The organism is Kribbella rubisoli (assembly GCF_004217145.1).
GTDB classification, from domain to species: domain Bacteria; phylum Actinomycetota; class Actinomycetes; order Propionibacteriales; family Kribbellaceae; genus Kribbella; species Kribbella rubisoli.
In genome coordinates, this window is record NZ_SHKR01000013.1 from 284014 (window position 1) to 307979 (window position 23966).

General features: G+C 68.4%; 26 protein-coding genes. 12 read left to right on the top strand and 14 right to left on the bottom strand.

The features are described from left to right. Positions 1-7 precede the first annotated feature (7 nt). The 5 genes from EV645_RS21450 to EV645_RS21470 all read left to right on the top strand — a co-directional run bounded on the left by EV645_RS21450 (position 8) and on the right by EV645_RS21470 (position 5985). The gene (locus EV645_RS21450; protein ID WP_130445758.1) at positions 8-892 is read left to right on the top strand and encodes a 2-hydroxy-3-oxopropionate reductase; all 885 of its coding nucleotides are present in this window, start codon (positions 8-10) and stop codon (positions 890-892) included. After that, positions 892-2667, top strand: a complete 1776-nt coding sequence (gene gcl / locus EV645_RS21455) for a glyoxylate carboligase (protein ID WP_130445759.1) — start codon at positions 892-894, stop codon at positions 2665-2667. The genes EV645_RS21450 and gcl overlap by 1 nt, the downstream gene beginning before the upstream one ends. A 128-nt stretch (positions 2668-2795) precedes the next feature. Then, complete coding sequence (locus EV645_RS21460) at positions 2796-3836, top strand: glycerate kinase (RefSeq protein WP_277877072.1); 1041 nt, start codon at positions 2796-2798, stop codon at positions 3834-3836. Continuing rightward, positions 3833-5173 carry an allantoinase AllB gene (gene allB, locus EV645_RS21465; protein WP_130445761.1) on the top strand — a complete coding sequence of 447 codons (1341 nt, stop codon included), beginning with the start codon at positions 3833-3835 and terminating at the stop codon, positions 5171-5173. Before EV645_RS21460 ends, allB begins: the two co-directional genes overlap by 4 nt. Continuing rightward, positions 5170-5985 carry a bifunctional allantoicase/(S)-ureidoglycine aminohydrolase gene (locus tag EV645_RS21470; RefSeq protein WP_130445762.1) on the top strand — a complete coding sequence of 272 codons (816 nt, stop codon included), beginning with the start codon at positions 5170-5172 and terminating at the stop codon, positions 5983-5985. The genes allB and EV645_RS21470 overlap by 4 nt, the downstream gene beginning before the upstream one ends. 5 nt (positions 5986-5990) lie before the next feature. Here the strand turns inward: EV645_RS21470 and EV645_RS21475 are convergent, their stop codons facing one another. Then, positions 5991-6530, bottom strand: coding sequence for a GNAT family N-acetyltransferase (locus EV645_RS21475; RefSeq protein WP_130445763.1), 540 nt, complete (start codon positions 6528-6530; stop codon positions 5991-5993). 51 nt (positions 6531-6581) lie between these two features. Next, the gene (locus EV645_RS21480; RefSeq protein ID WP_130445764.1) at positions 6582-6935 is read right to left on the bottom strand and encodes a hypothetical protein; all 354 of its coding nucleotides are present in this window, start codon (positions 6933-6935) and stop codon (positions 6582-6584) included. A gap of 17 nt (positions 6936-6952) precedes the next feature. On the opposite strand from EV645_RS21480, the gene EV645_RS21485 reads away from it, so the two are divergent. Together EV645_RS21485 and EV645_RS21490 are read left to right on the top strand one after the other, a co-directional pair. Next, positions 6953-7720: an SDR family NAD(P)-dependent oxidoreductase gene (locus EV645_RS21485; protein WP_130445765.1), complete on the top strand. Its 768-nt coding sequence runs from the start codon at positions 6953-6955 to the stop codon at positions 7718-7720. Between the two features lie 516 nt (positions 7721-8236). Beyond that, the gene (locus tag EV645_RS21490) at positions 8237-8863 is read left to right on the top strand and encodes an ATP-binding cassette domain-containing protein (RefSeq protein WP_198681766.1); all 627 of its coding nucleotides are present in this window, start codon (positions 8237-8239) and stop codon (positions 8861-8863) included. Here the strand turns inward: EV645_RS21490 and EV645_RS21495 are convergent. Both EV645_RS21495 and EV645_RS21500 read right to left on the bottom strand, forming a co-directional pair. Beyond that, positions 8790-9584, bottom strand: coding sequence for an ABC transporter permease (locus tag EV645_RS21495; protein ID WP_130445767.1), 795 nt, complete (start codon positions 9582-9584; stop codon positions 8790-8792). The two genes, EV645_RS21490 and EV645_RS21495, sit on opposite strands and share 74 nt — an antisense overlap. Beyond that, positions 9581-10522, bottom strand: coding sequence for an ATP-binding cassette domain-containing protein (locus tag EV645_RS21500; RefSeq protein ID WP_130445768.1), 942 nt, complete (start codon positions 10520-10522; stop codon positions 9581-9583). The genes EV645_RS21495 and EV645_RS21500 overlap by 4 nt, the downstream gene beginning before the upstream one ends. Before the next feature lie 94 nt (positions 10523-10616). On the opposite strand from EV645_RS21500, the gene EV645_RS21505 reads away from it, so the two are divergent. Continuing rightward, positions 10617-11390, top strand: coding sequence for a TetR/AcrR family transcriptional regulator (locus tag EV645_RS21505; protein ID WP_130445769.1), 774 nt, complete (start codon positions 10617-10619; stop codon positions 11388-11390). Here EV645_RS21505 and EV645_RS21510 read toward each other — a convergent pair. The 5 genes from EV645_RS21510 to EV645_RS21530 form a co-directional block, all read right to left on the bottom strand. Continuing rightward, positions 11376-11978: an FMN reductase gene (locus tag EV645_RS21510; protein ID WP_130445770.1), complete on the bottom strand. Its 603-nt coding sequence runs from the start codon at positions 11976-11978 to the stop codon at positions 11376-11378. The two genes, EV645_RS21505 and EV645_RS21510, sit on opposite strands and share 15 nt — an antisense overlap. Then, positions 11975-13120: an LLM class flavin-dependent oxidoreductase gene (locus tag EV645_RS21515; RefSeq protein ID WP_130445771.1), complete on the bottom strand. Its 1146-nt coding sequence runs from the start codon at positions 13118-13120 to the stop codon at positions 11975-11977. Before EV645_RS21515 ends, EV645_RS21510 begins: the two co-directional genes overlap by 4 nt. Before the next feature lie 127 nt (positions 13121-13247). After that, positions 13248-13592 carry a tetratricopeptide repeat protein gene (locus tag EV645_RS21520; RefSeq protein WP_130445772.1) on the bottom strand — a complete coding sequence of 115 codons (345 nt, stop codon included), beginning with the start codon at positions 13590-13592 and terminating at the stop codon, positions 13248-13250. Between the two features lie 29 nt (positions 13593-13621). Continuing rightward, entirely contained in the window at positions 13622-14500 is an 879-nt protein-coding gene (locus EV645_RS21525) for an aldo/keto reductase (RefSeq protein WP_130445773.1), read from the bottom strand. Between the two features lie 67 nt (positions 14501-14567). Beyond that, positions 14568-14828, bottom strand: a complete 261-nt coding sequence (locus tag EV645_RS21530; RefSeq protein WP_130445774.1) for a TetR/AcrR family transcriptional regulator — start codon at positions 14826-14828, stop codon at positions 14568-14570. On the opposite strand from EV645_RS21530, the gene EV645_RS42310 reads away from it, so the two are divergent. Next, positions 14827-15012 carry a hypothetical protein gene (locus EV645_RS42310; RefSeq protein ID WP_130445775.1) on the top strand — a complete coding sequence of 62 codons (186 nt, stop codon included), beginning with the start codon at positions 14827-14829 and terminating at the stop codon, positions 15010-15012. The genes EV645_RS21530 and EV645_RS42310 overlap by 2 nt on opposite strands. A gap of 3 nt (positions 15013-15015) precedes the next feature. Here the strand turns inward: EV645_RS42310 and EV645_RS21540 are convergent, their stop codons facing one another. Continuing rightward, the gene (locus tag EV645_RS21540) at positions 15016-16596 is read right to left on the bottom strand and encodes an alkaline phosphatase D family protein (protein WP_130445776.1); all 1581 of its coding nucleotides are present in this window, start codon (positions 16594-16596) and stop codon (positions 15016-15018) included. 168 nt (positions 16597-16764) lie between these two features. Here EV645_RS21540 and EV645_RS21545 point away from each other — a divergent pair, with 168 nt between their 5' ends. The 3 genes from EV645_RS21545 (at position 16765) to EV645_RS21555 (ending at position 19558) form a co-directional block, all read left to right on the top strand. After that, the gene (locus tag EV645_RS21545; protein WP_130445777.1) at positions 16765-16995 is read left to right on the top strand and encodes an antitoxin VbhA family protein; all 231 of its coding nucleotides are present in this window, start codon (positions 16765-16767) and stop codon (positions 16993-16995) included. Positions 16996-17038: 43 nt separating this feature from the next. Beyond that, on the top strand, positions 17039-17521 hold the full coding sequence (locus EV645_RS21550) for a GNAT family N-acetyltransferase (RefSeq protein ID WP_130445778.1): 483 nt from the start codon (positions 17039-17041) through the stop codon (positions 17519-17521). A 384-nt stretch (positions 17522-17905) separates the two neighbouring features. Next, positions 17906-19558: a peptidase M16 family protein gene (locus tag EV645_RS21555; protein ID WP_130445779.1), complete on the top strand. Its 1653-nt coding sequence runs from the start codon at positions 17906-17908 to the stop codon at positions 19556-19558. Here the strand turns inward: EV645_RS21555 and EV645_RS42315 are convergent. From EV645_RS42315 to EV645_RS21575, 4 genes are all read right to left on the bottom strand, one after another. Then, positions 19537-20622 (bottom strand): hypothetical protein, encoded by a 1086-nt coding sequence (locus EV645_RS42315; protein WP_198681767.1) that lies wholly within the window; start codon positions 20620-20622, stop codon positions 19537-19539. The genes EV645_RS21555 and EV645_RS42315 overlap by 22 nt on opposite strands. Next, positions 20619-21503 (bottom strand): hypothetical protein, encoded by an 885-nt coding sequence (locus tag EV645_RS21565; protein WP_130445780.1) that lies wholly within the window; start codon positions 21501-21503, stop codon positions 20619-20621. Before EV645_RS21565 ends, EV645_RS42315 begins: the two co-directional genes overlap by 4 nt. Positions 21504-21677: 174 nt before the next feature. Beyond that, positions 21678-23117 (bottom strand): diguanylate cyclase domain-containing protein, encoded by a 1440-nt coding sequence (locus tag EV645_RS21570; protein ID WP_130445781.1) that lies wholly within the window; start codon positions 23115-23117, stop codon positions 21678-21680. 91 nt (positions 23118-23208) lie between these two features. After that, the gene (locus tag EV645_RS21575; protein WP_130445782.1) at positions 23209-23955 is read right to left on the bottom strand and encodes a sugar phosphate isomerase/epimerase family protein; all 747 of its coding nucleotides are present in this window, start codon (positions 23953-23955) and stop codon (positions 23209-23211) included. Positions 23956-23966 lie beyond the last annotated feature (11 nt).

The following is a 23966-nucleotide window of genomic DNA, read 5'->3' on the forward strand; positions in this document are numbered from 1 at the left end:
ACGTGAAATGACGAATATCGCCTTCATCGGCCTCGGCATCATGGGCAACCCGATGGCCGTCCACCTCGCCAACGCCGGGCACAACGTGGCCGGCCTGGACCGCAGCCCGGAGCGGGCCGAGGATCTGGTCGCCGCCGGCGGCCGGGCCGCGACCTCGCTGGCCGACGCGGTCAAGGGCGCCGACGTGATCTGCGTGATGGTGCCCGACTCGCCCGACGTCCAGGCCGTGCTCGAGGGTGAGGACGGGGTCTTCCAGCTGGCTGAGACCGGCACGCTGATCATCGACTTCTCCAGCATCCGACCCGACGTCACCCAGCAGCTCGCCGAGCAGGCGCGGGCGCTCGGCTTCCACCTGCTCGACGCCCCGGTGTCCGGCGGCGAGGCGGGGGCCAAGAACGCCGCGCTGTCGATCATGGTCGGCGGCGAGGCGGACGACTTCGCGAAGGCCAAGCCGCTGTTCGACGTCGTCGGCAAGACCGTCGTCCACGTCGGCCCCAGCGGTTCGGGTCAGACGGTCAAGGCCGCCAACCAGCTGATCGTCGCCGCGAACATCCAGGCGGTCGCCGAGGCTGTCGTCTTCCTGGAGGCGTACGGCGTCGACACGAAGGCCGCGCTCGAGGTGCTGGGCGGCGGGCTGGCCGGGTCGACCGTGCTGAACCAGAAGAAGGAGAACATGCTGTCGCGCTCCTTCCAGCCAGGGTTCCGGATCGACCTGCACCACAAGGACATGGGCATCGTCACGGCGGCCGCGCGCGAAGCGGGTGTCGTCGTACCGCTCGGTGCACTCGTCGCGCAGCTCGTCGCGTCGGCGCGGGCGAACGGCGACGGCGGTCTCGACCACTCGGCTCTGCTGCGCGGCGTCGAGCGGCTGTCCGGGAAGGAGATCGGCTGATGACACGGATGCGCGCGGTTGACGCCGCAGTACTGATCCTGGAGAAGGAGGGTTCGACGCAGGCGTTCGGGTTGCCGGGCGCGGCGATCAACCCGTTCTACGCCGCGATGCGCGACCACGGCGGGATCAAGCACGTCCTCGCCCGGCACGTCGAGGCCGCCTCGCACATGGCCGAGGGGTACACCCGGGCCCGGGCCGGCAACATCGGCATCTGCATCGGTACGTCGGGACCGGCCGGGACCGACATGATCACCGGCCTGTACTCCGCCGCCGCGGACTCGATCCCGATCCTGTGCATCACCGGCCAGGCGCCGGTCGCCAAGCTGCACAAAGAGGACTTCCAGGCCGTCGACATCTCGTCGATCGCCAAGCCGGTCGCGAAGTGGGCGGTCACGGTGATGGAGGCCGCGCAGGTGCCGGGCACCTTCCAGAAGGCGTTCCAGGTGATGCGCGAAGGCCGTCCGGGTCCGGTGCTGATCGACCTGCCGCTCGACGTCCAGCTTGCGCAGATCGACTTCGACATCGACACGTACGAGCCGCTTCCGGTCTCTCGTCCCGCGGCGACGCGGGCCCAGGCGGAGCGGGTGCTCCAGATGCTCGGCGCTGCCGCTCAGCCGTTGATCGTTTCTGGCGGCGGCGTGATCAACGCGGACGCGAGCGATCTGCTGGTGGAGTTCGCCGAGCTGACGGGCATTCCCGTCGTACCGACGTTGATGGGGTGGGGCTCGATCGCCGACGACCACCCGTTGAGTGCCGGGATGGTCGGCCTGCAGACCTCGCACCGGTACGGGAACGCCACGATGCTGGCGTCCGACCTGGTCCTCGGCATCGGCAACCGGTGGGCGAACCGGCACACCGGCGGGCTGGATGTGTATCGCGGTGAGCGGAAGTTCATCCACGTGGACATCGAGCCGACGCAGATCGGGCGGGTGTTCGCGCCGGACTACTCCGTTGTGTCGGACGCCCGGGCTGCGCTCGAGGTCTTCGTCGAGGTGGCGCGCGAGTGGGCCGCCGACGGCAGGCTCGCCGACCGTACGGCGTGGGCCGCGGAGTGCCGCGACCGGCGTACGGCGTTGCAGCGGAAGACGCACTTCGAGAGCACGCCGATCAAGCCGCAGCGTGTCTACGAGGAGATGAACCGTGCGTTCGGGCCGGAGACCCGGTACGTCAGCACGATCGGGCTGTCACAGATCCAGGCCGCGCAGATGCTGCACGTGTACCGGCCGCGGCACTGGATCAACGCGGGCCAGGCCGGGCCGCTCGGCTGGACCGTGCCGGCGACGCTGGGGGTCGCGGTCGCGGATCCCGAGAGCACCGTGGTCGCGTTGTCGGGCGACTACGACTTCCAGTTCCTGATCGAGGAGCTGGCGGTCGGGGCGCAGTTCAACATCCCGTACATCCACGTGGTCGTGAACAACTCCTACCTCGGGCTGATCCGGCAGGCGCAGCGCAACTTCGACATGGACTACTGCGTGCAGCTGTCGTTCGAGAACATCAACAGCCCGGAGGTCAACGGGTACGGCGTCGACCACGTGAAGGTCGCGGAAGGCCTTGGTTGTAAGGCCCTCCGGGTCTTCGAGCCGGACGGCATCCTGCCGGCCCTCGAGCAGGCGAAGAAGCTGATGGTCGAACACCAGGTCCCGATCGTCGTCGAGGTCATCCTGGAACGCGTCACCAACGTCTCCATGGGCGTAGAGATCGACAACGTCATCGAATTCGAAGACCTGGCCATCTCCCCCGAGGACGCGCCGACGGCGCTGGCCCTCCTCGACTGATGACCGACGCAACCCGCCCCGCCCGCAAGGCGGATGGGGGGCCCGCCCCGGGGCTGGATCCCTCACCGCGGACGGGCTACCGCCGAATCCCCCCGCCCCGAGCGGAGCGAGGGGCGGGGTTTCGGGTGGTGGTTGCCTCTGACAAGTTCAAGGGGACCTTGACGAGTGCGGAGGTGGCGGCTGCGGTTGGTGCTGGGGTACGACGAGTCCACCCCGACGCCACCGTGGTCGCGGTCCCGGTAGCCGACGGTGGCGACGGCACGCTCGCCGCCGCCGTCGAGGCGGGCTACGAGTTGGTCCCGGTTGTTGCCTCGGGCCCTACGGGGGAGCCGGTGAAGTCCGGCTACGCCCGCCGAGGCGACACCGCGGTGGTTGAGCTCGCGGACGTGTCCGGCCTGGTCCGCCTCCCAGGTGGCGTTCCGGCTCCGTTGACGGCCACGTCGTACGGCACCGGCGAGCTGATCGCCGCAGCCGTCGCCGCCGGCTGCACCCGCATCATCCTCGGCATCGGCGGCAGCGCCTCCACCGACGGCGGCGCCGGCCTGATTGCCGGGCTGGGAGGCCAGCTGGAGGGCGTGCAGGTGGTGGTGGCTTGTGATGTGGACAACCCGCTGACCGGGCCACGGGGCGCGGCGGCTGTCTACGGACCGCAGAAGGGCGCCACCGCGGAGCAGGTCGTCGAGCTCGACCGCAAACTGAGCGCGTGGGCCGACCAAGTCGCCGAGCAAACCGGCCGGGATCTGCGGGACGTGCCGGGTGCTGGAGCCGCGGGTGGGGTCGGCTTCGCGGCGCTTGCGCTTCTGGATGCCGAGCTGCGGCCGGGGATCGAGTTGGTGTTGGAGATGGTCGGGTTCGAGGAGCAGCTCGCGGGTGCCGACCTCGTGATCACGGGTGAGGGCGCGCTCGACGAGCAGACCCTGCACGGGAAGGCCGTGGCCGGAGTAGCTGCGAAGGCAGCCGGCATCCCGGTGGTCGCTGTGTGCGGCGTCAACCAGCTCGAGCCTCATCAGCTTCAGGAAGCCGGTGTGCAAGCGGCGTACGCGCTCACCGATCTCGAGCCGGACGTCCAGCGCTGCATCGCGGAGCCGAAGCCGCTGCTCGAGCAGCTTGGCGAACGGATCGCAGTCGAGCACCTTACGATGACGAGAAGGGAGAGAGGGATCGGATGAACGCTCTTGATCTGGTGATCCGGGCCCGGCGAGTAGTCCGCCCCGCGGGCGAGCAGCCGGGTGCGATCGGCGTACGGGACGGGCGCATCGTCGCGATCGCGCCGTACGACGCCGAGCTCCGCGCGACCGCCGACGTACGCCTCGCCGACGACGAAGCCCTGCTCCCGGGCCTCGTCGACTCCCACGTGCACGTGAACGATCCCGGCCGGACCGACTGGGAAGGCTTCACCTCCGCGACCAAGGCAGCGGCCCGCGGCGGCGTCACCACGATCATCGATATGCCGCTCAACAGCATCCCGCCGACCTGTGACGTGCCGGCGCTCACCCTCAAACGCAAGACCGCCGAGACCCAGGCGTACGTCGACGTGGGGTTCTGGGGCGGCGCGATCCCGGGCAACGTCCCCGACCTGCGCCCGCTTCACGACGCCGGCGTGTTCGGCTACAAGTGCTTCCTGCTGCACTCGGGCGTCGACGAGTTCCCGCCGCTCGATCACGCCCAGCTCCAGGCCGCGATGCGTGAGATCAGCAGCTTCGACGGTCTGCTGATCGTGCATGCCGAAGACGCCCACCGCATCGACGAAGCGACGCAACCCGACGGCGCGAGCTACGAAGCCTTCCTCAACTCCCGTCCCCGCACCGCCGAGAACGATGCCGTTGCCGAGGTCATCGACCTCGCCCGCGCGACCGGCTGCCGCGTCCACATCCTGCACGTATCCAGCGCCGAGGTCCTCCCGCTGGTCGCGAAGGCCCGCGCGGACGGCGTACGGATCACCGCGGAGACCTGCCCGCACTACCTGGGCTTCACCGCGGAGGACATCCCCGACGGCGCCACGCAGTACAAGTGCTGCCCGCCGATCCGTGAGGCCGCGAACCGCGAGCTCCTCTGGGACGGCCTCCGCGACGGCACCATCGACCTGGTCGTCTCCGACCACTCGCCGTCGACGATCGACCTCAAGCACCTCGACACCGGCGACTTCGGCACGGCCTGGGGCGGGATCGCGTCACTCCAGCTCGGCCTGCCCGCCGTCTGGACCGAGGCCCGCCGCCGCGGCTTCACCCTCTCCGACGTCGTCCGCTGGATGTCCGCCGCCCCCGCGAAGCAGACCGGCCTGACCGCCAAGGGCGGCCTCGACATCGGGTACGACGCCGACTTCTGCGTCCTCGCCCCGGACGAGACCTTCGCCGTCGACGCGACGCAGCTCCAGCACAAGAACGCCATCACGCCGTACGACGGACGCACGCTCACCGGCGTCGTCCGCAGTACCTGGCTCCGCGGCCGACCCGTCGACATTGCCGTCGACCCGCGCGGCCGCCTGCTGACCCGAGGAGAACGATGAGCTACTACGCCCCGAAAGGCGGACTGCCCGCGCAGACCGACCTCACCACCGACCGCGCGGTCTTCACCGAGGCGTACGCCGTCCTGCCGCGCGGCACGATGCGGGACATCGTCACCAGCCGGCTGCCGTTCTGGGACGACACGCGGTTGTGGGTGATCGCCCGTCCGCTGTCCGGGTTCGCGGAGACGTTCTCGCAGTACATCGTCGAGGTCGGGCCCGGCGGCGGGAGCGACAAGCCGGAGACCGACCCGGCCGCCGAGGCCGTGCTGTTCGTTGTCTCAGGCAACGTTGTGCTGACGGTCGCCGGTGAGAAGCACACGCTGACCGAAGGCGGGTACGCGTACCTGCCGCCGGGCGGGGACTGGACGGTGCGGAACACTAGCGACGCGGTCGCGACGTTCCACCTGGTGCGGAAGGCGTACGAGCGGGTCGACGGGATCGACGTACCGCCGGCGTTCGTCACCAACGAGGCGGACGTAGAGGGCCGGGAGATGCCGGGCACCGAGGGACGCTGGAAGACTCAGCGGTTCGCCGACCCGGACGACGTACGGCACGACATGCACGTCAACATCGTCAGCTTCGAGCCGGGCGGGGTGATCCCGTTCCCGGAGACGCATGTGATGGAGCACGGGCTGTACGTGCTGGAGGGCAAGGCGATCTACCTGCTGAACAAGGACTGGGTCGAGGTGCAGGAGGGCGACTTCATGTGGCTCCGCGCCTTCTGCCCGCAGGCCTGCTACGCCGGTGGCCCCGGACGCTTCCGCTACCTCCTCTACAAGGACGTCAACCGCCACCCCAAGCTCACCCTCTGAGGTCCTCAGACGGTGATGCGGACCGGGCGCTGGGGTGGGGTGAGCGGGTCGGTGACGAGGCGGGCGTGGCGCTCGACGTCGTACCGCGTGCCGTCGAAGGCGAGGCGTTGGCGCTCGATGCCTTCGGAGAGGAAGCCGGCACCGGCGGCGACCGCGCAGGATGCCGGATTGTTCAATTGGTGACCGAGCTCGAGCCGGTACAGCCCGGCCTGCCCGTGCGCCCAGCCGGCCAGCGCGCGGAGGGCGTCCCGCGCGACACCATGCCCGCGGACGTCCGCGAGCGTCCAGTACCAGGTCCAGCCGACCCGGTGCCGGTCGATATTCGTCACCGCGACGCAGCCGATCGGGTGATCGTCGGCGTCCGCCACGGCGTACACATGCCCGTTGTCCAGGTCCGCGACCCGCCCGATCCAGTCGACCGCGGACGCCCGATCGACGATCCCGCCCTGACTGACCATCTCAGGATCCGCATGCGCCGCGGCCAGCCGCAACGCATCACCGGTCCGCCACCGCCGCAGCCCCAGCTCCCCGAGCGCGTATCCCATCCATCGAATCTACCCCCGCCCCGCGCCCCACAATCTGCCCTCCGGCGCGTTTCAAGCCAGCCCGATGACACCGACGACCCCGGCCAGCACGCTCAGGACCTCTACTAGCCGGTCGCCGACCGGGATCTTCCCGTCGTACACCCAATAGGTCTCGTCCTGGGCGAAGGTGAATGTCACCCCGCGGGCGGTCGCCAAGCAGAGGGTCGCGGCGATACCCGATCCGACGATCAGACCGATGGGGATCACGCGCTCGGCCGGCGTCGCGGTCGTCGCCAGCACAAGCGCGGCGATCCAGCCGACGCCGATGGCAGCCAGGCAGCGGCGGCGAACTCTCGTCAGCAGGCGCACCACGACCGCGCCTAGAGGCCAGGCGACATACGCGGCGATCAGAACGGAACGCGGCACTACGAGAGGATAGGCCCATGGGATATCTGGATTTCAGGGATCAGGTTGTTGTGGTGACCGGGGCCAGTAGTGGGATCGGGGCTGCGGCGGCGGTCGGGTTCGCGGAGAGTGGGGCTTCGGTCGCGCTTCACTACCACCAGAACGAGGAGGGGGCGAAGCACACCGTCGGGGCGGTGCAGACTGCCGGCGGTACGGCGTCGTTGCACCAGGCGGATCTGGCTGACCCGAAGTCGGCGGACGCGTTCATCGACGAGGTGCTCGCGCAGCACGGGCGGATCGACGTACTCGTGAACAACGCGGGCGACCTGGTCCACCGGTCGCCGATCGCCGACGTACCGGACGAGGAGTTCCACCGGATCCTCGACGTGAACCTGACCTCGGTGTTCGCGCTGAGCCGGCGGATCGTGCCGGTCTTCCGGGCGCAGGGCAGCGGCTCGATCATCAACGTCACGTCGATCGCCGGGCGGACGGGCGGCGCCGGCGGGTCGGTGGTCTACGCGACCAGCAAGGGCGCGGTCAGCACGTTCACCCGCGGCCTGGCCAAGGAGCTCGCCCCGGAGGGCATCCGGGTGAACGCGATCGCGCCGGGCGTGATCAAGACCCCGTTCCACGAGCGCCACACTGCCGACGCGCAGATGCAGGCCATGCTCGCCACCATCCCGATGGGCCGCACCGGTACGCCGCACGAGTGCGTCGGCACGATCCTGTTCCTCGCCTCCGACCGCATGTCGTCGTACGTGACCGGCCAGATCATCGAGATCAACGGCGGCCAATTGACGCCCTAGGCAACTTGTTTGACTCTGAGGTTCTTGCCAGAAAGCTCGGATGGATCCCCAAGCCTGGCTGGCTAACTTCGTGGTTGTCGCAAGCAGTTGACCGCGGCAACAACCAACACACGAAGGAGAACTGCCATGAGCTTCAAGGAGATCGCCCCGCTCAAGCCGAAGGCCCCGACGGCGGCGCGTGCCACAAGAAGCCCGCCAAGAAGGCGCCGCGCCGCCGTCGGCCGATCGCACGCTGACCTCAGTTCTCTGACGATGGGGCCTGCATTCCGCAGGCCCCATCGGCGTGTTCAAACGGGAGGCGGCGGCAGATGACGATCCGGCAGGCGTTCGCGCGGTTCTGGCCGCTGACGCGAGGTGACCGGCGGTGGTACGTCCTGGTCTGTGTTTGTGTGATCGCGGCGGCTCTGTGCGAGACCGTTGCGATCCTGCTCTTCGGCAACCTGACCGACAACGCGCTCGAGCAGGGCTCACTCGCGGCGTTCTGGCATCCCGCCTCGGCCTGGCTCGCGGTCGCGGTTGGAGCCCGGCGAGTTCGTGATCCTCACCGGCCCGAGCGGTATCGGCAAGTCCACGATCGCGAAGCTCCTGCTCCGCTTCTACGATCCCGCCGCCGGCACGATCCGGCTCGACGGCATACCGCTGAAGTCTCTGGAGGTACGGCGCCTGCGCGAGAACATCACGTTGCTCTCGCAGCAGACGCTCGTCCTCCCCGACACGATCCGGGCAAACCTCGCGTACGGCCGCCCCGACGCCACCGACACGGACATCATCGCCGCAGCCCGCGCATCCGCCGCCCACGACTTCATCACAGCCCTACCTGACGGCTACAACACCCGCCTCGACCCCTCCACCCCCACTCTCTCCGGCGGCCAACTAAAACGCCTGACCTTCGCCCGAGCCCTCCTCCGCAACACTTCCGTCCTGCTCCTCGACGAACCAACCGCCGGCCTCGACCCCAGCGCAGCCAACGAAATCATCACCCCCCTCCAATCCCTGACCCACAACCGAACCACCCTCCTCATAACCCACGACCCAGCCCTCCTGCCCTACGCCGACCGGGTCGTCACCCTCAGCGGGACAGAGTCCGGAAGCGATGCGCAGACAGTGGAAGGAAGATTGCTGTCAGCAGCAAGGGAGCTATGACGGCGGCCAGCTCTGCGTGGGTGCCTATCCAGGTGGTGGTGGAGGAGGGGTCGGGGTTGCCGAAGAGTTGTCGGGAGGCGGTTGCTGTTGCCGATAGGGGGTTCCACTGGGCGATGGTGCCTAGCCAGGTGGGCATCGTGGAGGTGGCTACGAAGGTGCTGGAGAGGAAGCCGATGGGCCAGACGAGGACCTGGACCATCGTCACGCTCTGCGCGTTCTTCACGGTGAGGCCGATGAAGATGCCGATCCACAACAGCGCGAACCTCAGCAGCAACAGCAACCCGAACGCGGCCAGCGCGGACGGCAACCCTTCATGCCAGCGCCAACCGAGGGCGAGGCCGGTCGCGACCAGCACGAGGAGCGTGACCACCGAGTCGAGCATGTCCGCGATGCATCGGCCGAGCACCACCGCCGTCGAGCTCATCGGGAGTGAGCGGAACCGGTCCGTCACCCCCTTCGACACATCGGTGGTGACCGCCGTCATCGTGCCCTCGAGCCCGAACAGCATCGCCAGCGCGAAGATCCCCGGCACCAGCAATTCGTAGTACGACGAACCCTCCGGGAACTCCATCGCCCCGCCCAGCAGGCCGCCGAACATCAGCAGCATCAGCACCGGGAAGAACCACTGGAACAGCACCAACCCGGGCTGCATCCGCCAATGCGTCAACGTCCGCCGCGCGATCGTCCAGCTGTCGGCGAGCGCCCACCCGAGGCCGTTCATGCGGCCGCCCCGGTCAGGTGCAGGAAGACTTCGTCCAGCGTCGGCCGCCGCAACGTGATGTCCTCCGGTTCGATCCTTGCCTCATGCAACGAGTTCACCATCACCACCAACGCCTTCGTACGATCCTTCACCGGCACACTCACCCGTACGTCGACCACCTGGATCTCGCCGTCCGCCAGCGGCCCGGCCAGCTCCACCACCCGCGGTACGTCGGCCGGATCCGCGAGCAGGATCTCCAGCCGGTCCGACCCGAGCTGCGTCTTGAGCTCATCAGGGGTGCCCTCGGCAACGACCTTCCCCGCCCTGAGCATCGAGATCCGGTTCGCCAGCTGATCCGCCTCCTCCAGGTACTGCGTCGTCAGCAACACCGTCGTACCGCCGTCGACCAGCTGCCGTACGGCGGACCACACCTCGATCCGCCCGGCCGGATCCAGGCCGGTCGTCGGCTCGTCCACGAACAGCACCCGCGGCGCCACGATCAGACTCGCCGCGAGATCCAGCCGCCGGCGCATGCCACCGGAGTACTTGCTCACGGCCTGCCCGGCTGCCTCTGTCAGGCTGAACCGCTCCAGCAGTTCGTCCGCCCGGCTCTGGTGATTCTTCAGATGATTCAGCCGTCCGAACATCACCAGGTTCTGCCGCCCGGTGAGTATTTCGTCCACAGCGGCGTACTGCCCGACCAGCCCGATCCGCCGTCGTACCTCCGCGCCTTGCCGGCCTACGTCGTACCCCGCGATCGTCGCCGTACCGGAATCCATCTCCAGCAGCGTGGACAGGATCCGCACCGCCGTCGTCTTGCCGGCGCCGTTCGGGCCGAGCAGACCCGTCACCGTGCCGGCCGTGACCTCGAGGTCGAAGCCGTTCAGCCCCGCACCCTCCGTGCCGCCCTTGTAGTTCTTCCGTACGCCGACGGCCTCGATCACTGTTTCCGTAGTCATTCCCACCTCTCGGGTCGTTGAGCCGTAGAGTGTACCGTACATTGTACGGCTCAGGTACGATGCGTTCAACGACGAGCGGTGGAAGAAGGTTCCGGTGGCGGGAAGGAAGGCGGCTGCGCCTGATCCGGCGCGCAGTCTGGCGCTGCTGTGGGGGAGTCACGCCAAACCCGGCCGCTCCGGTCTGACCGTTCGCGCGATCGTCGACGCCGCGATCGAGCTCGCCGATGCCGAAGGCCTCGAGGCGCTCTCGATGCGGATGGTCGCCGACCGGCTGAAGGTCGGCACGATGTCGCTCTACACGCACGTCCCCGGCAAGGGTGAGCTGGCCGACCTGATGTTCGACCGCGCGTACGGCGACCTGTACGCCGACGCCGACGAGCCGTCGAAGCAGCCCGGCGGCTGGCGGGGCGCGCTCGAATTCATTGCCCGCCGCAACTGGGAGATCCTGACCGCGCACCCGTGGATCCACGAGGTCCCGACGATGCGTACGGCGCTGGGCCCGAACATCACCCGCAAGTACGAGGCGGAGCTACGCCCGCTCGACGGCCTCGGCTTGACCGACGTCGAGATGGACTCCGCGCTGGCCCTCGTCCTCACCCACGTCCAAGGCACCGCCCGCGCCGGCGCCGAACAACTCCGCACCCAACGCGACTCCGGCCTCACCGACGAGGAGTGGTGGCGTCAGATCTCCCCGACCCTCACCACGGTCATGTCCGGCACCCATTTCCCGGTCGCCGGCCGTGTAGGCACCGCCGTAGGCGAACACTTTCAGTCAGTAATAGACCCAGCCCACGCCCTGACCTTCGGCCTGACCACCATCCTCGACGGCCTGGCCCAACTGATCGAGTCGCGATCAGCTGTTGAGTAGGTCTGCGAAGGGGGTGGGGTTGGTGAAGGGGTCGGCCTTTGTCGGGGTTTCGTGGTGGAGGGCGGCGACCAGTTCGCTTGCTGCTTGGGTGATGCGGGGGCGAAGGCCGGCGGCGTTGGGGCCCCAGTCGGTGGAGGCGGCGTACACGCCGGTCGGGACCGGTAGGGCCTTCAGGTAGGCGAAGAGTGGGCGGAGGGCGAAGTCCAGGACCAAGGAGTGCCGCTCGGTCCCGCCGGTGGCGCCCAGGAGAACGGGCTTGCCGGCCAGAGCCTGGTCGTCGAGTACGTCGAAGAACATCTTGAACAGGCCCGAATACGACGCGCTGAACGTCGGGCTGACGACGATGAGGGCGTCCGCCGATTCGACCGTCTCGAGGACCTCGCGCAGCTCGGCCGACGGGAAGCCGGTGAGCAGGTTGTTGGTCAGATCGTGAGCGTGGTCGCGGACCTCGATCGTCTCGGTGCGGGAGGTGATCCCGCGACCGGACAACTCGTCCGCGACAGCGGCCGACAGTTGGTCGGCGAGCAGCCGGGACGACGACGGTGTCGTCAGCCCAGCTGTCACCACGGCAATCACGCGTTCGTTCATCGCGTCGGCTCCTCGGCGGTCGGCTCGGCCACCACGGCCGGCTCCTCGATTGTCTCCAGTGCGCGCGCCCGCTCGGCGGCGACCTTCAGGGAAGCGTGCGTCGGCGCGTCCGGCACGTGTGCCGGCTTCAACGCGGCGAACTCCTTCCGCAGTACCGGAACGACCTCTTCACCGAGGATGTCCAGCTGCTCCAGCACGGTCTTCAGCGGCAACCCGGCGTGGTCGATCAGGAACAGCTGCCGCTGGTAGTCACCGAAGTGCTCCCTGAACGACAGCGTCCGCTCGATAACCTCCTGCGGACTGCCGACAGTCAGCGGCGTCTCCCGGGTGAAGTCCTCGAGCGACGGCCCGTGTCCGTAAACCGGCGCGTTGTCGAAGTACGGCCGGAATTCGCGGACCGCGTCCTGCGAGTTCTTCCGCATGAAGACCTGGCCGCCGAGCCCGACGATCGCCTGGTCCGCGGCGCCGTGCCCGTAGTGCTCGAAGCGCCGGCGGTACAGCTCGATCATCTGCTTGGTGTGCGTGATCGGCCAGAAGATGTTGTTGTGGAAGAACCCGTCACCGTAGTACGCCGCCTGCTCGGCGATCTCGGGCGACCGGATCGACCCGTGCCACACGAACGGCGGTACGTCGTCCAGTGGCCGCGGTGTCGCGGTGAACCCCTGCAGCGGCGTACGGAACTTGCCTTCCCAGTCGACGACGTCCTCGCGCCAGAGCCGGCGGAGCAACGCGTAGTTCTCGACCGCGAGCGCGATGCCGTTGCGGATGTCCTGACCGAACCACGGGTACACCGGACCGGTGTTGCCGCGACCCATCATCAGGTCGACCCGGCCGTCGGCCAGGTGCTGCAGCATCGCGTAGTCCTCGGCGATCTTCACCGGGTCGTTGGTCGTGATCAGGGTCGTCGAGGTGGACAGGATGATCTTCGACGTCTGCGCCGCGATGAATCCGAGCTGGGTCGTCGGCGACGACGGCACGAACGGCGGGTTGTGGTGCTCGCCCTGCGCGAACACGTCCAGCCCGACCTCCTCGGCCTTCAGCGCGATCGCCACCATCGCCTTGATCCGCTCACCCTCGCTGAGCGTGACCCCGGTCGTCGGGTCCTCGGTCACATCCCCAACGCTGAACACCCCGAACTGCATCGGCTCTCCTAGGTCTAAGTAGTTCACTATTAAACTACATAACACGGACCCCTGGCCAGTCATTCCGCCCCGGGTACGCCGAAGGCCCGCGATCCAGGGGTGGATCGCGGGCCTTCAGTGTCGTCGATCAGAGCGTGTGACCTTCGAGCAACTCGTCGTCACCGGTCAGCGCGGCGGCGATACGCCGATGCTTCCCGGCCTCGTCCCGGCGGGACTGCCGCTCGAGCGTCCGCGCCAGCATCAGATGCGCGTAGTACTCGGTCGGCTCCCGCTCGATCACCTCGAGCAGCTGCTCCTCGGCCGGCTTCAGCAGCGCCGCGTGGTAGTACGCCCGCGCCAGCAGGAGTCGCGTCCCGACATCGTCCGGCGTCTCGTCGACGACCGGCTTCAACGCCCGGATCGCACCCCGATAGTTCCGCTCCTCGAAGTACTGCTGTCCCAGTCCGTAGCTCAGCGCACGCATGTCCTCCATGCGCCGCAGAACGCCGTACGCGGCTCTCGTTATTCCGAGGCGTCGAGTACTGCGACCTGGTCCGCCGTCAGTTGCAGGTCGACCGCGGAGTACGAGTCGCGGATGGTTTCCGGGCGGCTGGAGCCCGGGATCGGGATGACGATCGGGGACTTGGCGAGCATCCAGGCCAGCGTGAGCTTCTGCGGGCTGACGCCGAGCTCGGCCGCGAGGGTCTGAAAGGCCGGGTACTTCGCGCCGAGCTCGCTGGCGTTGGAGATGCCGCCGAGCGGGGACCACGGCAGGAACGCGATGCCCAGCTCGTCGCACAACTCCAGCTCCGGCTCGCTCGAGCGGAACTTCGGCGAGAACTGGTTCTGGACCGAGACGAGCCGGCCGCCGAGGATCTCGTTGGCCTGCTTGATCTGGGCGGGGTTGGCGTTCGAGATGCCGGCCATCCGGATCTTGCCGGCGTCGAGGAGGTCGCGGATCGCGCCGACGGAGTCCTCGTACGGCGTCTTCGGGTCGGGCCGGTGGAACTGGTACAGCCCGATCGCCTCCACGCCGAGCCGCTTCAGCGACGCCTCGGCCGCCTCGGCGATGTACTTCGGGGAGCCGTTGAGCGTCCAGCTGCCGTCGCCGGGGCGCAGGTGGCCGCCCTTGGTCGCGACCAGCACGTCGGAGGTGTCACCGCCGTACGACGCCAGCGCCTTGGCGATCAGGCTCTCGTTGTGTCCGTCGTCGGTCGCGGTCAGGTGGTACGCGTCGGCCGTGTCGATCAGCGTGATCCCGGCGTCCAGCGCCGCATGGATCGTCGCGATCGACCGGGCCTCGTCGGGCCGTCCCTCGATCGACATCGGCATCCCGCCGAGCCCGATCGCGGATACCTCGACGTCACCGATCCGGCGGGTCTTGTTCGTGTCAGTTGCCATGTATCCAACGTCCCCCGCGAGGACTACGAATTCCAACAGGAATATCCGCACACACTCAGCAGCTCGACTACTGAATGTCTGCCACCGCGTCCAGCGCCGCGTGCAGGTAGGGGACCAGCCGCTCGACGTCCCCATTGAGCACGGTCGACCCGAGGACCGTCCGGTTCAGCATCATCCCGGCGCAGATCGCGATCAGTAGTGCGGACCGCCCGGTCTTGTCCGGTCCGGGCAGGCCGTCGGCGAGCCGGGCCTGGTAGTTCCGCTCGAGGCTGTCGCGCATGATCGCCGCGGCCCGCGGGTTCGCCACCGAGCGCAGCGTGAGCAGCATGCCGTCGGTCGCATGCTGGTCCTCGCCCGTCAGCAGCGCCTTCGCGGCGGCCGCCGCCGACCTGGTGCTGACCGCCGAGGACATCGAGCGGCTCGACACCATGAAGGTCGTCGGTGAACGCGAGCAGGACATCAGCGACAACTGGCTCAGCGGCGTCACCCCGCCGCTGAGCCGGCTGAGGTAGCTGTCAGGCTGAGTGGACGTGCGGGTGGCGGTCCTCGACGACGTACGTCGCTCGGGTGGTGATCGGGGCGTTCGGGGTCTCGACGTACGGCACGACCCGGAAGTCAGACTTCCACTGCTTCTGGTCGGCCGTGACCCGGACGTACCCGCGCTGGGAGTTGAAGAACTTCAGGTGCGGGTTGGCCTCGAGGAACTGCCGGCCTTGGTCGGTCATGTCGGCGCCGTTGCCGCCGCTGGTGATCGACGTACCGACGAACTCGGTGCCGACCGTGGCGGAGTCCGGGTTCGCGTAGTCGCGCTTGAGTTCGAGGGCGTAGTTCTGGTGCCGGTCGCCGGTGATGACGACCAGGTTGCGGACGCCGCTGTCCTGCGCGGCCCCGAGAACCTTGTTGCGCTCAGCAACATAACCGTCCCACGGGTCCAGCCAGACATGGGTTTCCGGACCGGGCGTCCAGTCGGTCTGGCCCATGGGGGTCTGGTTGCCGATCACCTGCCAGCGGGCCTTCGACTGCCGGAACCCGTCCAGCAGCCAGGCGCGCTGCTTGCCGCCGAGCATCGTGTTGTCCGGGTTGAACCGGTCGTCACAGGTGGACGAGTCGCCGTCGCCGCACGGCTGGTCGGTGCGGTGCTGGCGGGTGTCGAGGATGGTGAAGTCGGCGAGCCGGCCGTACGGGAGGCGCCGGTGGTAACGGATGTCCGGACCGGACGGCATCTGCGCGTGCCGCAGCGGCAGGTTCTCGTACATCGCCTGGAAGGCATCGGCGCGGCGGGCCCGGAACACGGCCGGGTCCTGGTCCGGCTCGGTGTCGATCTGTGAGATGTCGCCGGCCCAGTTGTTCTCGACCTCGTGGTCGTCGAACGTGTGGATCCACGGGTGCGCGGCGTGCGCGGCCTGCAGCGGCGCCTCGGTCTTGTAGAGGCTGTACTGCAGGCGGTAGCGGGCCAGGTCGAACGTCTCGGTGTGGAACCGCGGGTCGGTTGTGACGAGGCGCTTGTTGGTCTTCACGCCGGACTCGTAGATGTAGTCGCCGAGGTGCACGACCAGGTCGAGGTCCTCGTTCGCCATGTGGTCGTACGCCGTGAAGTAGCCGTCCTGCCAGGCGTTGCAGGACGCGAACGCGAACTTGAGCTCGCGCGGGGTCGTCAGCGGGTGCGGCGCGGTCCGGGTGCGGCCGGTCGGCGAGACCTCGCGGCCGCTGCGGAATCGGTAGTAGTACACGTGGTCGGGCAGCAGGCCGCGGACCTCGGGGTGGACGGAGTGGCCGAGTTCGGGTGTGGCGAGGACGCTGGATCGCCGTACGACGTGGCGGAAGCTCTGGTCGTACGCGACCTCGTACTCGACCCGGACCGGACGCGCGGGCATGCCGCCCTTCCCGTCGACGGCGTACGGGTCGGTGGCGAGGCGGGTCCACAGCACGACCCCGTCGTACTGCGGATCGCCCGAGCCGACCCCGAGCGTGAACGGGTTGCCGGTGCCGGACGGGCTGGCGTACGTGGTCGAGGCGTCCCAGGCCCCGGTGCCGAGCAGTACGGCGGCAGCGCCCGCACCCCCGTACCCCAGGAAGCGACGGCGTGACACGGACATGGTTCCTCCAGATGAAGGGCGGGTCAGGTGGGGGAAAGCGGTGTCAGTGTTTCGACGGCAGGTGGCGATAGGGTTAACAGCCTTGGTCGGTAAATTAACAGGTGTCGACGGTAGGAATCCGGACTTCGCTACGCTGGGCCGATTGCTAGCTACTCGGGGAGCTGACTGATGGCCTACGAACCGTGCCGCTACGCCCAGCGCTGGCCGGAGTTGTTCGAATCGCTCGACGATGACCAGAAGCAGCGGGTCAGCGACGCGCTCGCGAACAACCGGCTGGAAGGCTGGGAGCCGCAACGCGACGACGTCGCCGACCTGGCCGACCGCGAGGCGGGCCGGATCGACACCGCGGAATACATCCGCCGCACGATGTCGAAGGTGACCGGCGGAGACCCGGTCTGACTCACCGGACAGGGCCTGCGGCCCGCGGTGCAGGATAGGCGGTATGCAGACCGACGAACGGATTCGCCGTGCCCGGCCGGAGGACATCCCGGCGATCGTGGAGCTCGTGTACGCGCTGGCGGAGTACGAGCGCGCACCCGACGAGTGCCACCTGACCGCCCCGCAACTGCAGACCGCGCTCTTCGGCCCCAATCCAGCAGTCTTCTGCCATGTCGCCGAACACGACGGCGAGATTGCCGGCTGCGCGATCTGGTTCCTCAACTTCTCCACCTGGCGCGGCGTCCACGGCATCTACCTGGAAGACCTCTTCGTCCGCCCCGAAACCCGAGGCACCGGCCTGGGCAAAGCCCTCCTCACCGCACTGGCCCAAGAATGCGTCACCAACAACTACGAACGCCTCGAATGGTCCGTCCTCAACTGGAACACCCCCGCCATCGACTTCTACAAGTCCCTAGGCGCCACCCCCCAAGAAGACTGGACCGTCTACCGCCTAACCGACGCAGCCCTCACCAAGCTGGGTTCATAAAGGCAGAGGTGGTTGGAGGAGAGCCCCCACGCGGTGCTACGCGCGGCTCCTTCGTCGCCGTGCTGCGCGCCGCTCCCACCCACCCTGGGGCGGTGCGTGCTGCCGCGCGCTCCTTGACGCTCATCGCGCGAACGTGCGGGCTGTCGCCCGTTCCTGCTCGCTCCGCTCGCGGCGACCTCGGCGTACCGGCAAGCGACGCTGTGTCGTCAGGCCGATGACGCCCCTCAGGAAGTGAGCTGGTAGCCGCCACGCGCTGCGCGCCGAACTGGCCGCGCGGGCTGTTGAGCGCCGGGGATGTCAAAAGTTGCAAACGGGGAGCGGATTGCGGGGTTGATCCGGCAGGATGGGCCGGCGGTTGGTCTGGATTGGTGGGGGTGCGGGGAGATGGCTGGGGAGTTGCGGGTTACAGAGGTGGACGGGGTTCCCGTCTACTGGGTGCCGGGTGAGGGCCGGATGCGGGCCAGCCTGTGGTTCCGAGGCGGGTTTGCGGACGACACGCTGCCCACGCATGGCTGGCGGCACCTGCTTGAGCATCTCGCGCTGCACGATCGCGACACGATCCGCGTGCCGATCAACGGGCGCGTCACCATGCTGCATACGACGTTCGACGCCGAAGGTGAACCCGAGGACATCGTCACCTTCCTGCGGGACCTGTGCGGTTGGCTGAACGCGCCCGACTTCGGCGAGCTGGAGCACGAGCGGCGAGTCCTGCGCGCCGAGAGCGCGCGGCGAGGTGCGGGGCCCGTAGAGCTGCACATGTTGTGGCGGTACGGCGCCCAGGGGCCGGGGCTCGTCGCATATAGCGAGTACGGGCTGCAGACCGCCGAACCGGATCGTCTGCGAGCGCTGGCTGCGGAGGTTTTCGCCCGCGGGAACGCCGTACTCGCACTGACCGGTCACCCGCCGGCGGGTCTGCGGCTTCCGCTGCCCGACGGTTCGCGGTCACCCGCCCGGGTCGCCGTGCCGTGCGATCAGAGGTTGCCGCTCGGCTTCGGCGGCCCTCCGGGATCCGTGGCGGTGTCGGGCGTGCTTCAGCGATCGACCGTCGGCCCCGCGCTGGGTCGGGCCTTGCGGCGTGGGCTGGAGGACGGGTTCCGGCACGGCGCCGGAGTCGGGTACAGCGGATGGCACTCGTACGAACTGGTCGACGCGGAGAACGCGATGCTCACCGCCGGGATCGACATGCTGCCCGAGGCGCGACCGACGGTGGTCGCCCAGACCTTGGACGTACTTCGCGACCTGCGCCAGCGCGGTCCGGACCCGACCGAGCTGCGCGACGACGTGGACCAGGAGATCCGGCGGATCAAGGCCGAGCCGGCCGAACACTGGATGCCGTACGTCGCGGCACGCGAGGTCCTGCTGGGGCGTCCGGTACTGGAACGCGACGAGCTGATTGCTGAGGCCGAGGAGATCACGGTCGGCGAGGTCCGCCGGGCCGCGGATGCGTTGTGGGACAGCGTGCTGCTGTCGGTCGATCCCGACGCGACGACCGATCCCCGGCTGAACTGGATCACTCGTCCGCCGGGCTCGAGGTCGACGCCCACCGGCCGACGCTTCAGAGCGGCCGGCTGGCCGGTCGTGAAGGGCGAGCTGACCGTCGGCCGCAGCGGCGCTCACCTCGAGACGGGATCCGCTGAGGCTTCGGCGTCGTACGACGACCTTGCAGCTCTGATCGCATATCCGGACGGTGGTCGGCAGCTCGTCCGGCGCGACGGCTATCAATTGCAGATCGAGCCGGCCCGATGGCGGAACGGTCAACAGGCTGTGGCAGCCGTCGACGATGCGGTCTCCCCGACGTTGAAGGTCCCGATGCCGGCCCGCGATCCGGAGGACATTCCGCGCAGCGCGGTGACGCGACGCCACCTGGCGACGTACCTGCTCAAGAAGCCTGCGTTCTGGGTCGCTCTGATTTGCGTCGCCGTGGTCGTCATCGGCCTGGCCAGCGGCATCCCGGCTCAGCGGATCGCCCAGCCGGGAGCCGTCGCCGTGCTCCTCGTCGGTGTCATCGTTGCCGTCTACAACCTTCGCCGGGGTTGACTCAGGAAGCGGTCGCGTAGCTCAGTGAGTAGTTGGGACTTGTCGGTGAACGGCTCGGTGGCCAACCAGATCGTCTCGACCGCGGCCGAGAATGAGTCCACGTTGAAGGTGGCGGTGACTACAGTCACGGCGTTGTCGAACGGGTCGCGGTCAGCGAACCACCCGTAGGCCTGGGTGACGAACTGGTGGACGGGGGCGCTGGCATCTGTCACCGGTTCGACCCGTGGTAGCGGTCCGTTGAGGGTCTCGAGCCAATCGGTGCCACGGTCCATGCGGTCCAAGATGCCGGCAATCCGCTCGTTGCCGGCGTACCCGGCCTCCTCGCACCCGCGTCGTGCCGCCCACCGTGCGATCAAGCGCAACGTCTGCGGTTCGGTCTGCTCGAGCGCATCCACCAAGGCCCGGTCCATGAATGCCAGCTCCCGGCCGTTCATGGTGCGCTCCAGCCGTTCGGTTGGCAGCGTGCCGCCCCAGGCCGCTGCCCGCTCGGCGAGGCGGCGCTCTCCCTCCTGGCGCGCCTTCTCCTGCTTCAGTTCCGCGAGCTGGGCAGGTGTCGGCTGCTGACGGGCGAACTTGTGCCAGTACGCCGCCTGCTTACTGGTCTCCTTAACCACCCGATCAGGCGCAGGCCGAGCCGGCCAGAACTGCAGGAGGTAGCGATCGACGAGCGGTTCGCCGTCCCGCGGTGGGCCGGACTGGTGGCCGGCGTCCATGCCCCAAGCGGAGTACCGGACTCGGTAGGTGACCTGCTCCAGCTCCAGCGGCAACCGCTGGTACCCAAGACTCGTCAACAACACGTCGCTAGGCGGCAGGTACGACGCCTCGACCACGTCCTCAGCGTCGTACTCGACAGACGGCATCCGGTCGTGTACTTCAACCCGGAGCTCGACCTTCCCCGTGTGCAGCCCGGTCCGCAGGAACAACTTGCCCGGCACAGCCGCCCCGCACAATCCGTTCCGCTGTCCGGCAAAGCACTCCTCCGGAGCGCAGTACTCGTCGGGACCCGCGACGTAGATCTGCCCGTACTCGAGCCAGAACGGCCCGTCCGTGACGACCCGAGTCATTCGCCGGTGAGGTTCTTGTATTCGCGGGTCATCGCGAAGTAGGTGCGCGCGTCGAAGGTGGCGCCGATCTTGCCCAGACTCCGGATCACCGTCGCCGATCCGTTGGCGTGCCCAACGGCGTACAGGTAGGCGGTGTCGGTGTCCTGGTCGACGGCCGTCAGGAGCGTGCCGTTCTGCCCGCAGCTGTCGACCACCAACGACTCGAACCGTTCCCAGCCCGCGTCACGCACCCGGCGGACGATCCGCGCCAGCGGCAGCCGGACCGGGATCCGGATTGTGTACAGCGCGCCGCCGCGGGTCGTCGCCAGCAGCGTGTCGTACGACGCGTTCTCGCTGATCACCGTCATCGCCTTGACGGAGCCGAAGCCGGGAGCCGAGCCGTACGGCATGATCCCCTCGTACCGGAACAGCGTGCCGTCGTTGCGCAGGCCGTACATAAGCATGTCGCGGCCCTTGCGCGCCGCGACGTCCGACGTAGCGAGTTGCGTGAACGCGCCCCAGCCGCCGTTGATCCGCCGATCGATGATGTCGGGATTCGAGCTGCCCGGGTGGTAGGTCAGCGTCGGCTGGTAGATCCCGGTGCCGGAGAGCATCATGGCGCGCCACTCGCTGAGACCTTGCTGCGGATAGAGCCGGTAGTACCAGCTCGCGCTCGCCCTCGCATAGCTGAGGCCGGCACCGCCGAAGCGGACTTGCTTGACCGCCGGCACCGCGGTCGCGGTCACGTCCCAGGCGCTCAGGCCGCCTTCAACGTCCTGAAAGCCGACGCGCTGGACACACGGCGAGGTCACCGCATCAGCCGTCGCCGCATCAGCTGATGCTGGAACCACGGCAGCTGTGACAAGCCCAACCGCCAGCATCAGCGCAAGTTTGCGCAGCATGTGTCGATCCCCCCATTCAATGGATCCCCATTTGAACCACAAGCACGACCAACACTTCAAGTCGCCTGCAGCTTGCTGCAACCAGATGCATGGCCTTCTGCTGTGCGACGAACACGCCGATGACAGCCGCAAGCGCGGCCTAACACCGCGTGGGGGCTTTCAACCTCCCGGTAACTAGATGCGGCGGTTCTTTGCGGTGTACATCGCCTGGTCGGCCTCGTGGAGGAGGGTGTCTAGGTCGGTGGTGGTGGGGGTGATGGGGACGGTGCCGACGCTGGTGGTGACTTCTACGGCGATGTTGGGGAGGGGGCGGCTGACGGCGGACTCCAGGCGGGCAATCAGGGTGGTCAGGTCGTCGCCGGCGATGTCTTCGGCCAGTACGGCGAACTCGTCGCCGCCGAGGCGTGCAACGGTGTCGCCGTGGCGGACGGCCGTGGTCAGGCGGATCGCGATCTCGCGCAACGCCCGGTCGCCGGCCTCGTGGCCGTAGCCGTCGTTGACGAGTTTGAAGTGGTTCAGGTCGCAGAAGAGGAGCGCGCCGGGGCGGCCCGTCGTACGTGTCCGCTCGAGGACCTTTGTGAATCGGTGCTGCAAGAGCCGCCGGTTCGGCAGGCCGGTGAGTGGGTCGTGCGCCGCATGGTGGCGGAGCTCCCGTTCGGCGTCCTTGCGGGCCGTTACGTCGTCGATCTGGATCAATAGGATCCGCGGCCGCTCGACGCCTTGTTCGACGATCGCCGCCGTACCGCCGAGCCAGATCGCGTTCCCGCTCGGCTGCGTGAACACCCGCTCGAACCGGTACGTACCGTTGCCAGCAGCAACATCCTCCAGATCGGACCGGGTCGACCCAGGCTCCTCGTCGCGCAGGAACTGCGCCAGCCGCGCCCCGAGCAGATCACTGGCGTCGTACCCCGTGATCCGGCAGAACGCGTCGTTCACGCGCAGGATCCGGCCGCGCTCCGGCCCGTCGAATCCGATCGTCGCCATGCCGTTCCCGGCGCCCTCGAAGACCAGCCGGAACGTCGCCTCGCTCGCCTCCAGCCGCGTCTTCTCGGCGAGCAACTGATCCGTCAGCCGCGCCTTGTCGATCGCCAGCCCGGCCTGGGTCGCGAAGATCTCCAGCAGCTCCCGGTGCACCGGCCCGGGCCGGCGCTGATCCTCGGGCAGATCGACCGACAGCATCCCGACCAGCTCCCCGTCCGAGGAGTACAACGGAGCGAACAGTGCGTCGAGCGGATGCCACGCACCCGGGTCGTCAGAGACGGGTACGTCGGGCACCCACCCGACGACCTCGCCCTCGGGCAGCCGCTCGTGCGGCACGAACCGGAGCTTGCCCCAGGCATCCGCGATCGCGAACTCGGTGTCGAAGATGTCCGGCGCGCTCACCCGCCCGAGCAGCGCCTCGCGCGCCTCGGGTGAACCTGCGACCGCGATCACCTCGAACTTGCCGTCCGCGTGCCGCAGGTTCAGTACGGCGATCCCGAAGCCGAGCCCGTTCACGACGCCGTCGACGACGGCCTGCAGCGTTTCGGCAAGGCTTCGCCCAGCGCCCATCCGGGCGCTCACTTCGTACAGGCGACGGACGGCACTCAGCCGCACCGTTGGATCGTTCTGCACCCGTCGAGAATAGGCCGATCTCACCACCTGTGAGCAGACGTAACCAGAATTGATCCGGTTAAGCGTTGGTTCTCACAGTCATGAGAACTCCTCAGTATCGGATCTCGGTCAGGCCGCGGTAGCTGCGTTCGGCCGACTTCCAGGCGTCGGTGGGCTTGTCGTGCTCGACCAGCCACTGCTCCACGCCGCCCGCCTGGGCGTGCTCGAACATCGCGCCGAAGTCGAGCTTGCCGGCGCCGACGTCCTCCCACGAACCGTCCTCGGCCATGTCCTTGACGTGCAGCGCGGGGAACCGGCCTGGGTGCTCCTGGAACAGCTTCGCCGGGTCGTGCCCGCCGTCGACCGCCCAGTACAGGTCCAGCTCGAAGCCGAGCAGCTCCGGGTCCACGCCGAGCAAAATGTCGTACAGCACCTGCCCGTCGACCTCGTCGAAGTCGCGCCCGTGGTTGTGGAACAGCAGCTTCAGCCCGGCGTCCCGCGCCACCTTCCCGGCCTCGGTGAACGCGGCCGCCGCGGCTTTGAAGCCCTCGACCGAGTGCTGCTCGGACGGGATCGACGGTACGACGGCCCACTGCGCGCCGAGCGTCTTCACATCGGCGAGCGCGCCGGCCCAGTCGTCGGCCAGCCGCTTGTACCCGACGTGCTCGAGCACGATCTTCAGCCCGGCGTCGTCGGCGTACGACCGGATCTCCTCGGCGCTGTGGTCGAACCGGCCGCTCACACCGACAGTCTGATAGCCGATCCCGGCGAGGCGCTTCAGCGTCCCCGGGTAGTCCTCGGCCAGAACGTCCCGCATCGTGTAGAGGTGCATCCCGATACCACCGGCGGGAATAGTCATGCAGACAGCTC

Bases quoted from the DNA above. Each gene is read 5' to 3' on its own strand.
- EV645_RS21500 (WP_130445768.1), bottom strand. From the start codon at position 10,522: ATGACTACGGAAACAGTGATCGAGGCCGTCGGCGTACGGAAGAACTAC.
- EV645_RS21475 (WP_130445763.1), bottom strand. From the start codon at position 6,530: ATGGGATACGCGCTCGGGGAGCTGGGGCTGCGGCGGTGGCGGACCGGT.
- EV645_RS21450 (WP_130445758.1), top strand. From the start codon at position 8: ATGACGAATATCGCCTTCATCGGCCTCGGCATCATGGGCAACCCGATG.
- gcl (WP_130445759.1), top strand. From the start codon at position 892: ATGACACGGATGCGCGCGGTTGACGCCGCAGTACTGATCCTGGAGAAG.
- EV645_RS21575 (WP_130445782.1), bottom strand. From the start codon at position 23,955: ATGACTATTCCCGCCGGTGGTATCGGGATGCACCTCTACACGATGCGG.
- EV645_RS42315 (WP_198681767.1), bottom strand. From the start codon at position 20,622: ATGACTCGGGTCGTCACGGACGGGCCGTTCTGGCTCGAGTACGGGCAG.
- EV645_RS21515 (WP_130445771.1), bottom strand. From the start codon at position 13,120: ATGCAGTTCGGGGTGTTCAGCGTTGGGGATGTGACCGAGGACCCGACG.
- EV645_RS21545 (WP_130445777.1), top strand. From the start codon at position 16,765: ATGGCCTACGAACCGTGCCGCTACGCCCAGCGCTGGCCGGAGTTGTTC.
- EV645_RS21520 (WP_130445772.1), bottom strand. From the start codon at position 13,592: ATGGAGGACATGCGTGCGCTGAGCTACGGACTGGGACAGCAGTACTTC.
- EV645_RS21485 (WP_130445765.1), top strand. From the start codon at position 6,953: ATGGGATATCTGGATTTCAGGGATCAGGTTGTTGTGGTGACCGGGGCC.
- EV645_RS21540 (WP_130445776.1), bottom strand. From the start codon at position 16,596: ATGTCCGTGTCACGCCGTCGCTTCCTGGGGTACGGGGGTGCGGGCGCT.
- EV645_RS21495 (WP_130445767.1), bottom strand. From the start codon at position 9,584: ATGAACGGCCTCGGGTGGGCGCTCGCCGACAGCTGGACGATCGCGCGG.
- EV645_RS21530 (WP_130445774.1), bottom strand. From the start codon at position 14,828: ATGCTGCTCACGCTGCGCTCGGTGGCGAACCCGCGGGCCGCGGCGATC.
- EV645_RS21555 (WP_130445779.1), top strand. From the start codon at position 17,906: ATGGCTGGGGAGTTGCGGGTTACAGAGGTGGACGGGGTTCCCGTCTAC.
- EV645_RS21470 (WP_130445762.1), top strand. From the start codon at position 5,170: ATGAGCTACTACGCCCCGAAAGGCGGACTGCCCGCGCAGACCGACCTC.
- EV645_RS21525 (WP_130445773.1), bottom strand. From the start codon at position 14,500: ATGGCAACTGACACGAACAAGACCCGCCGGATCGGTGACGTCGAGGTA.
- allB (WP_130445761.1), top strand. From the start codon at position 3,833: ATGAACGCTCTTGATCTGGTGATCCGGGCCCGGCGAGTAGTCCGCCCC.
- EV645_RS21510 (WP_130445770.1), bottom strand. From the start codon at position 11,978: ATGAACGAACGCGTGATTGCCGTGGTGACAGCTGGGCTGACGACACCG.
- EV645_RS21565 (WP_130445780.1), bottom strand. From the start codon at position 21,503: ATGCTGCGCAAACTTGCGCTGATGCTGGCGGTTGGGCTTGTCACAGCT.
- EV645_RS42310 (WP_130445775.1), top strand. From the start codon at position 14,827: ATGCCGTCGGTCGCATGCTGGTCCTCGCCCGTCAGCAGCGCCTTCGCG.
- EV645_RS21550 (WP_130445778.1), top strand. From the start codon at position 17,039: ATGCAGACCGACGAACGGATTCGCCGTGCCCGGCCGGAGGACATCCCG.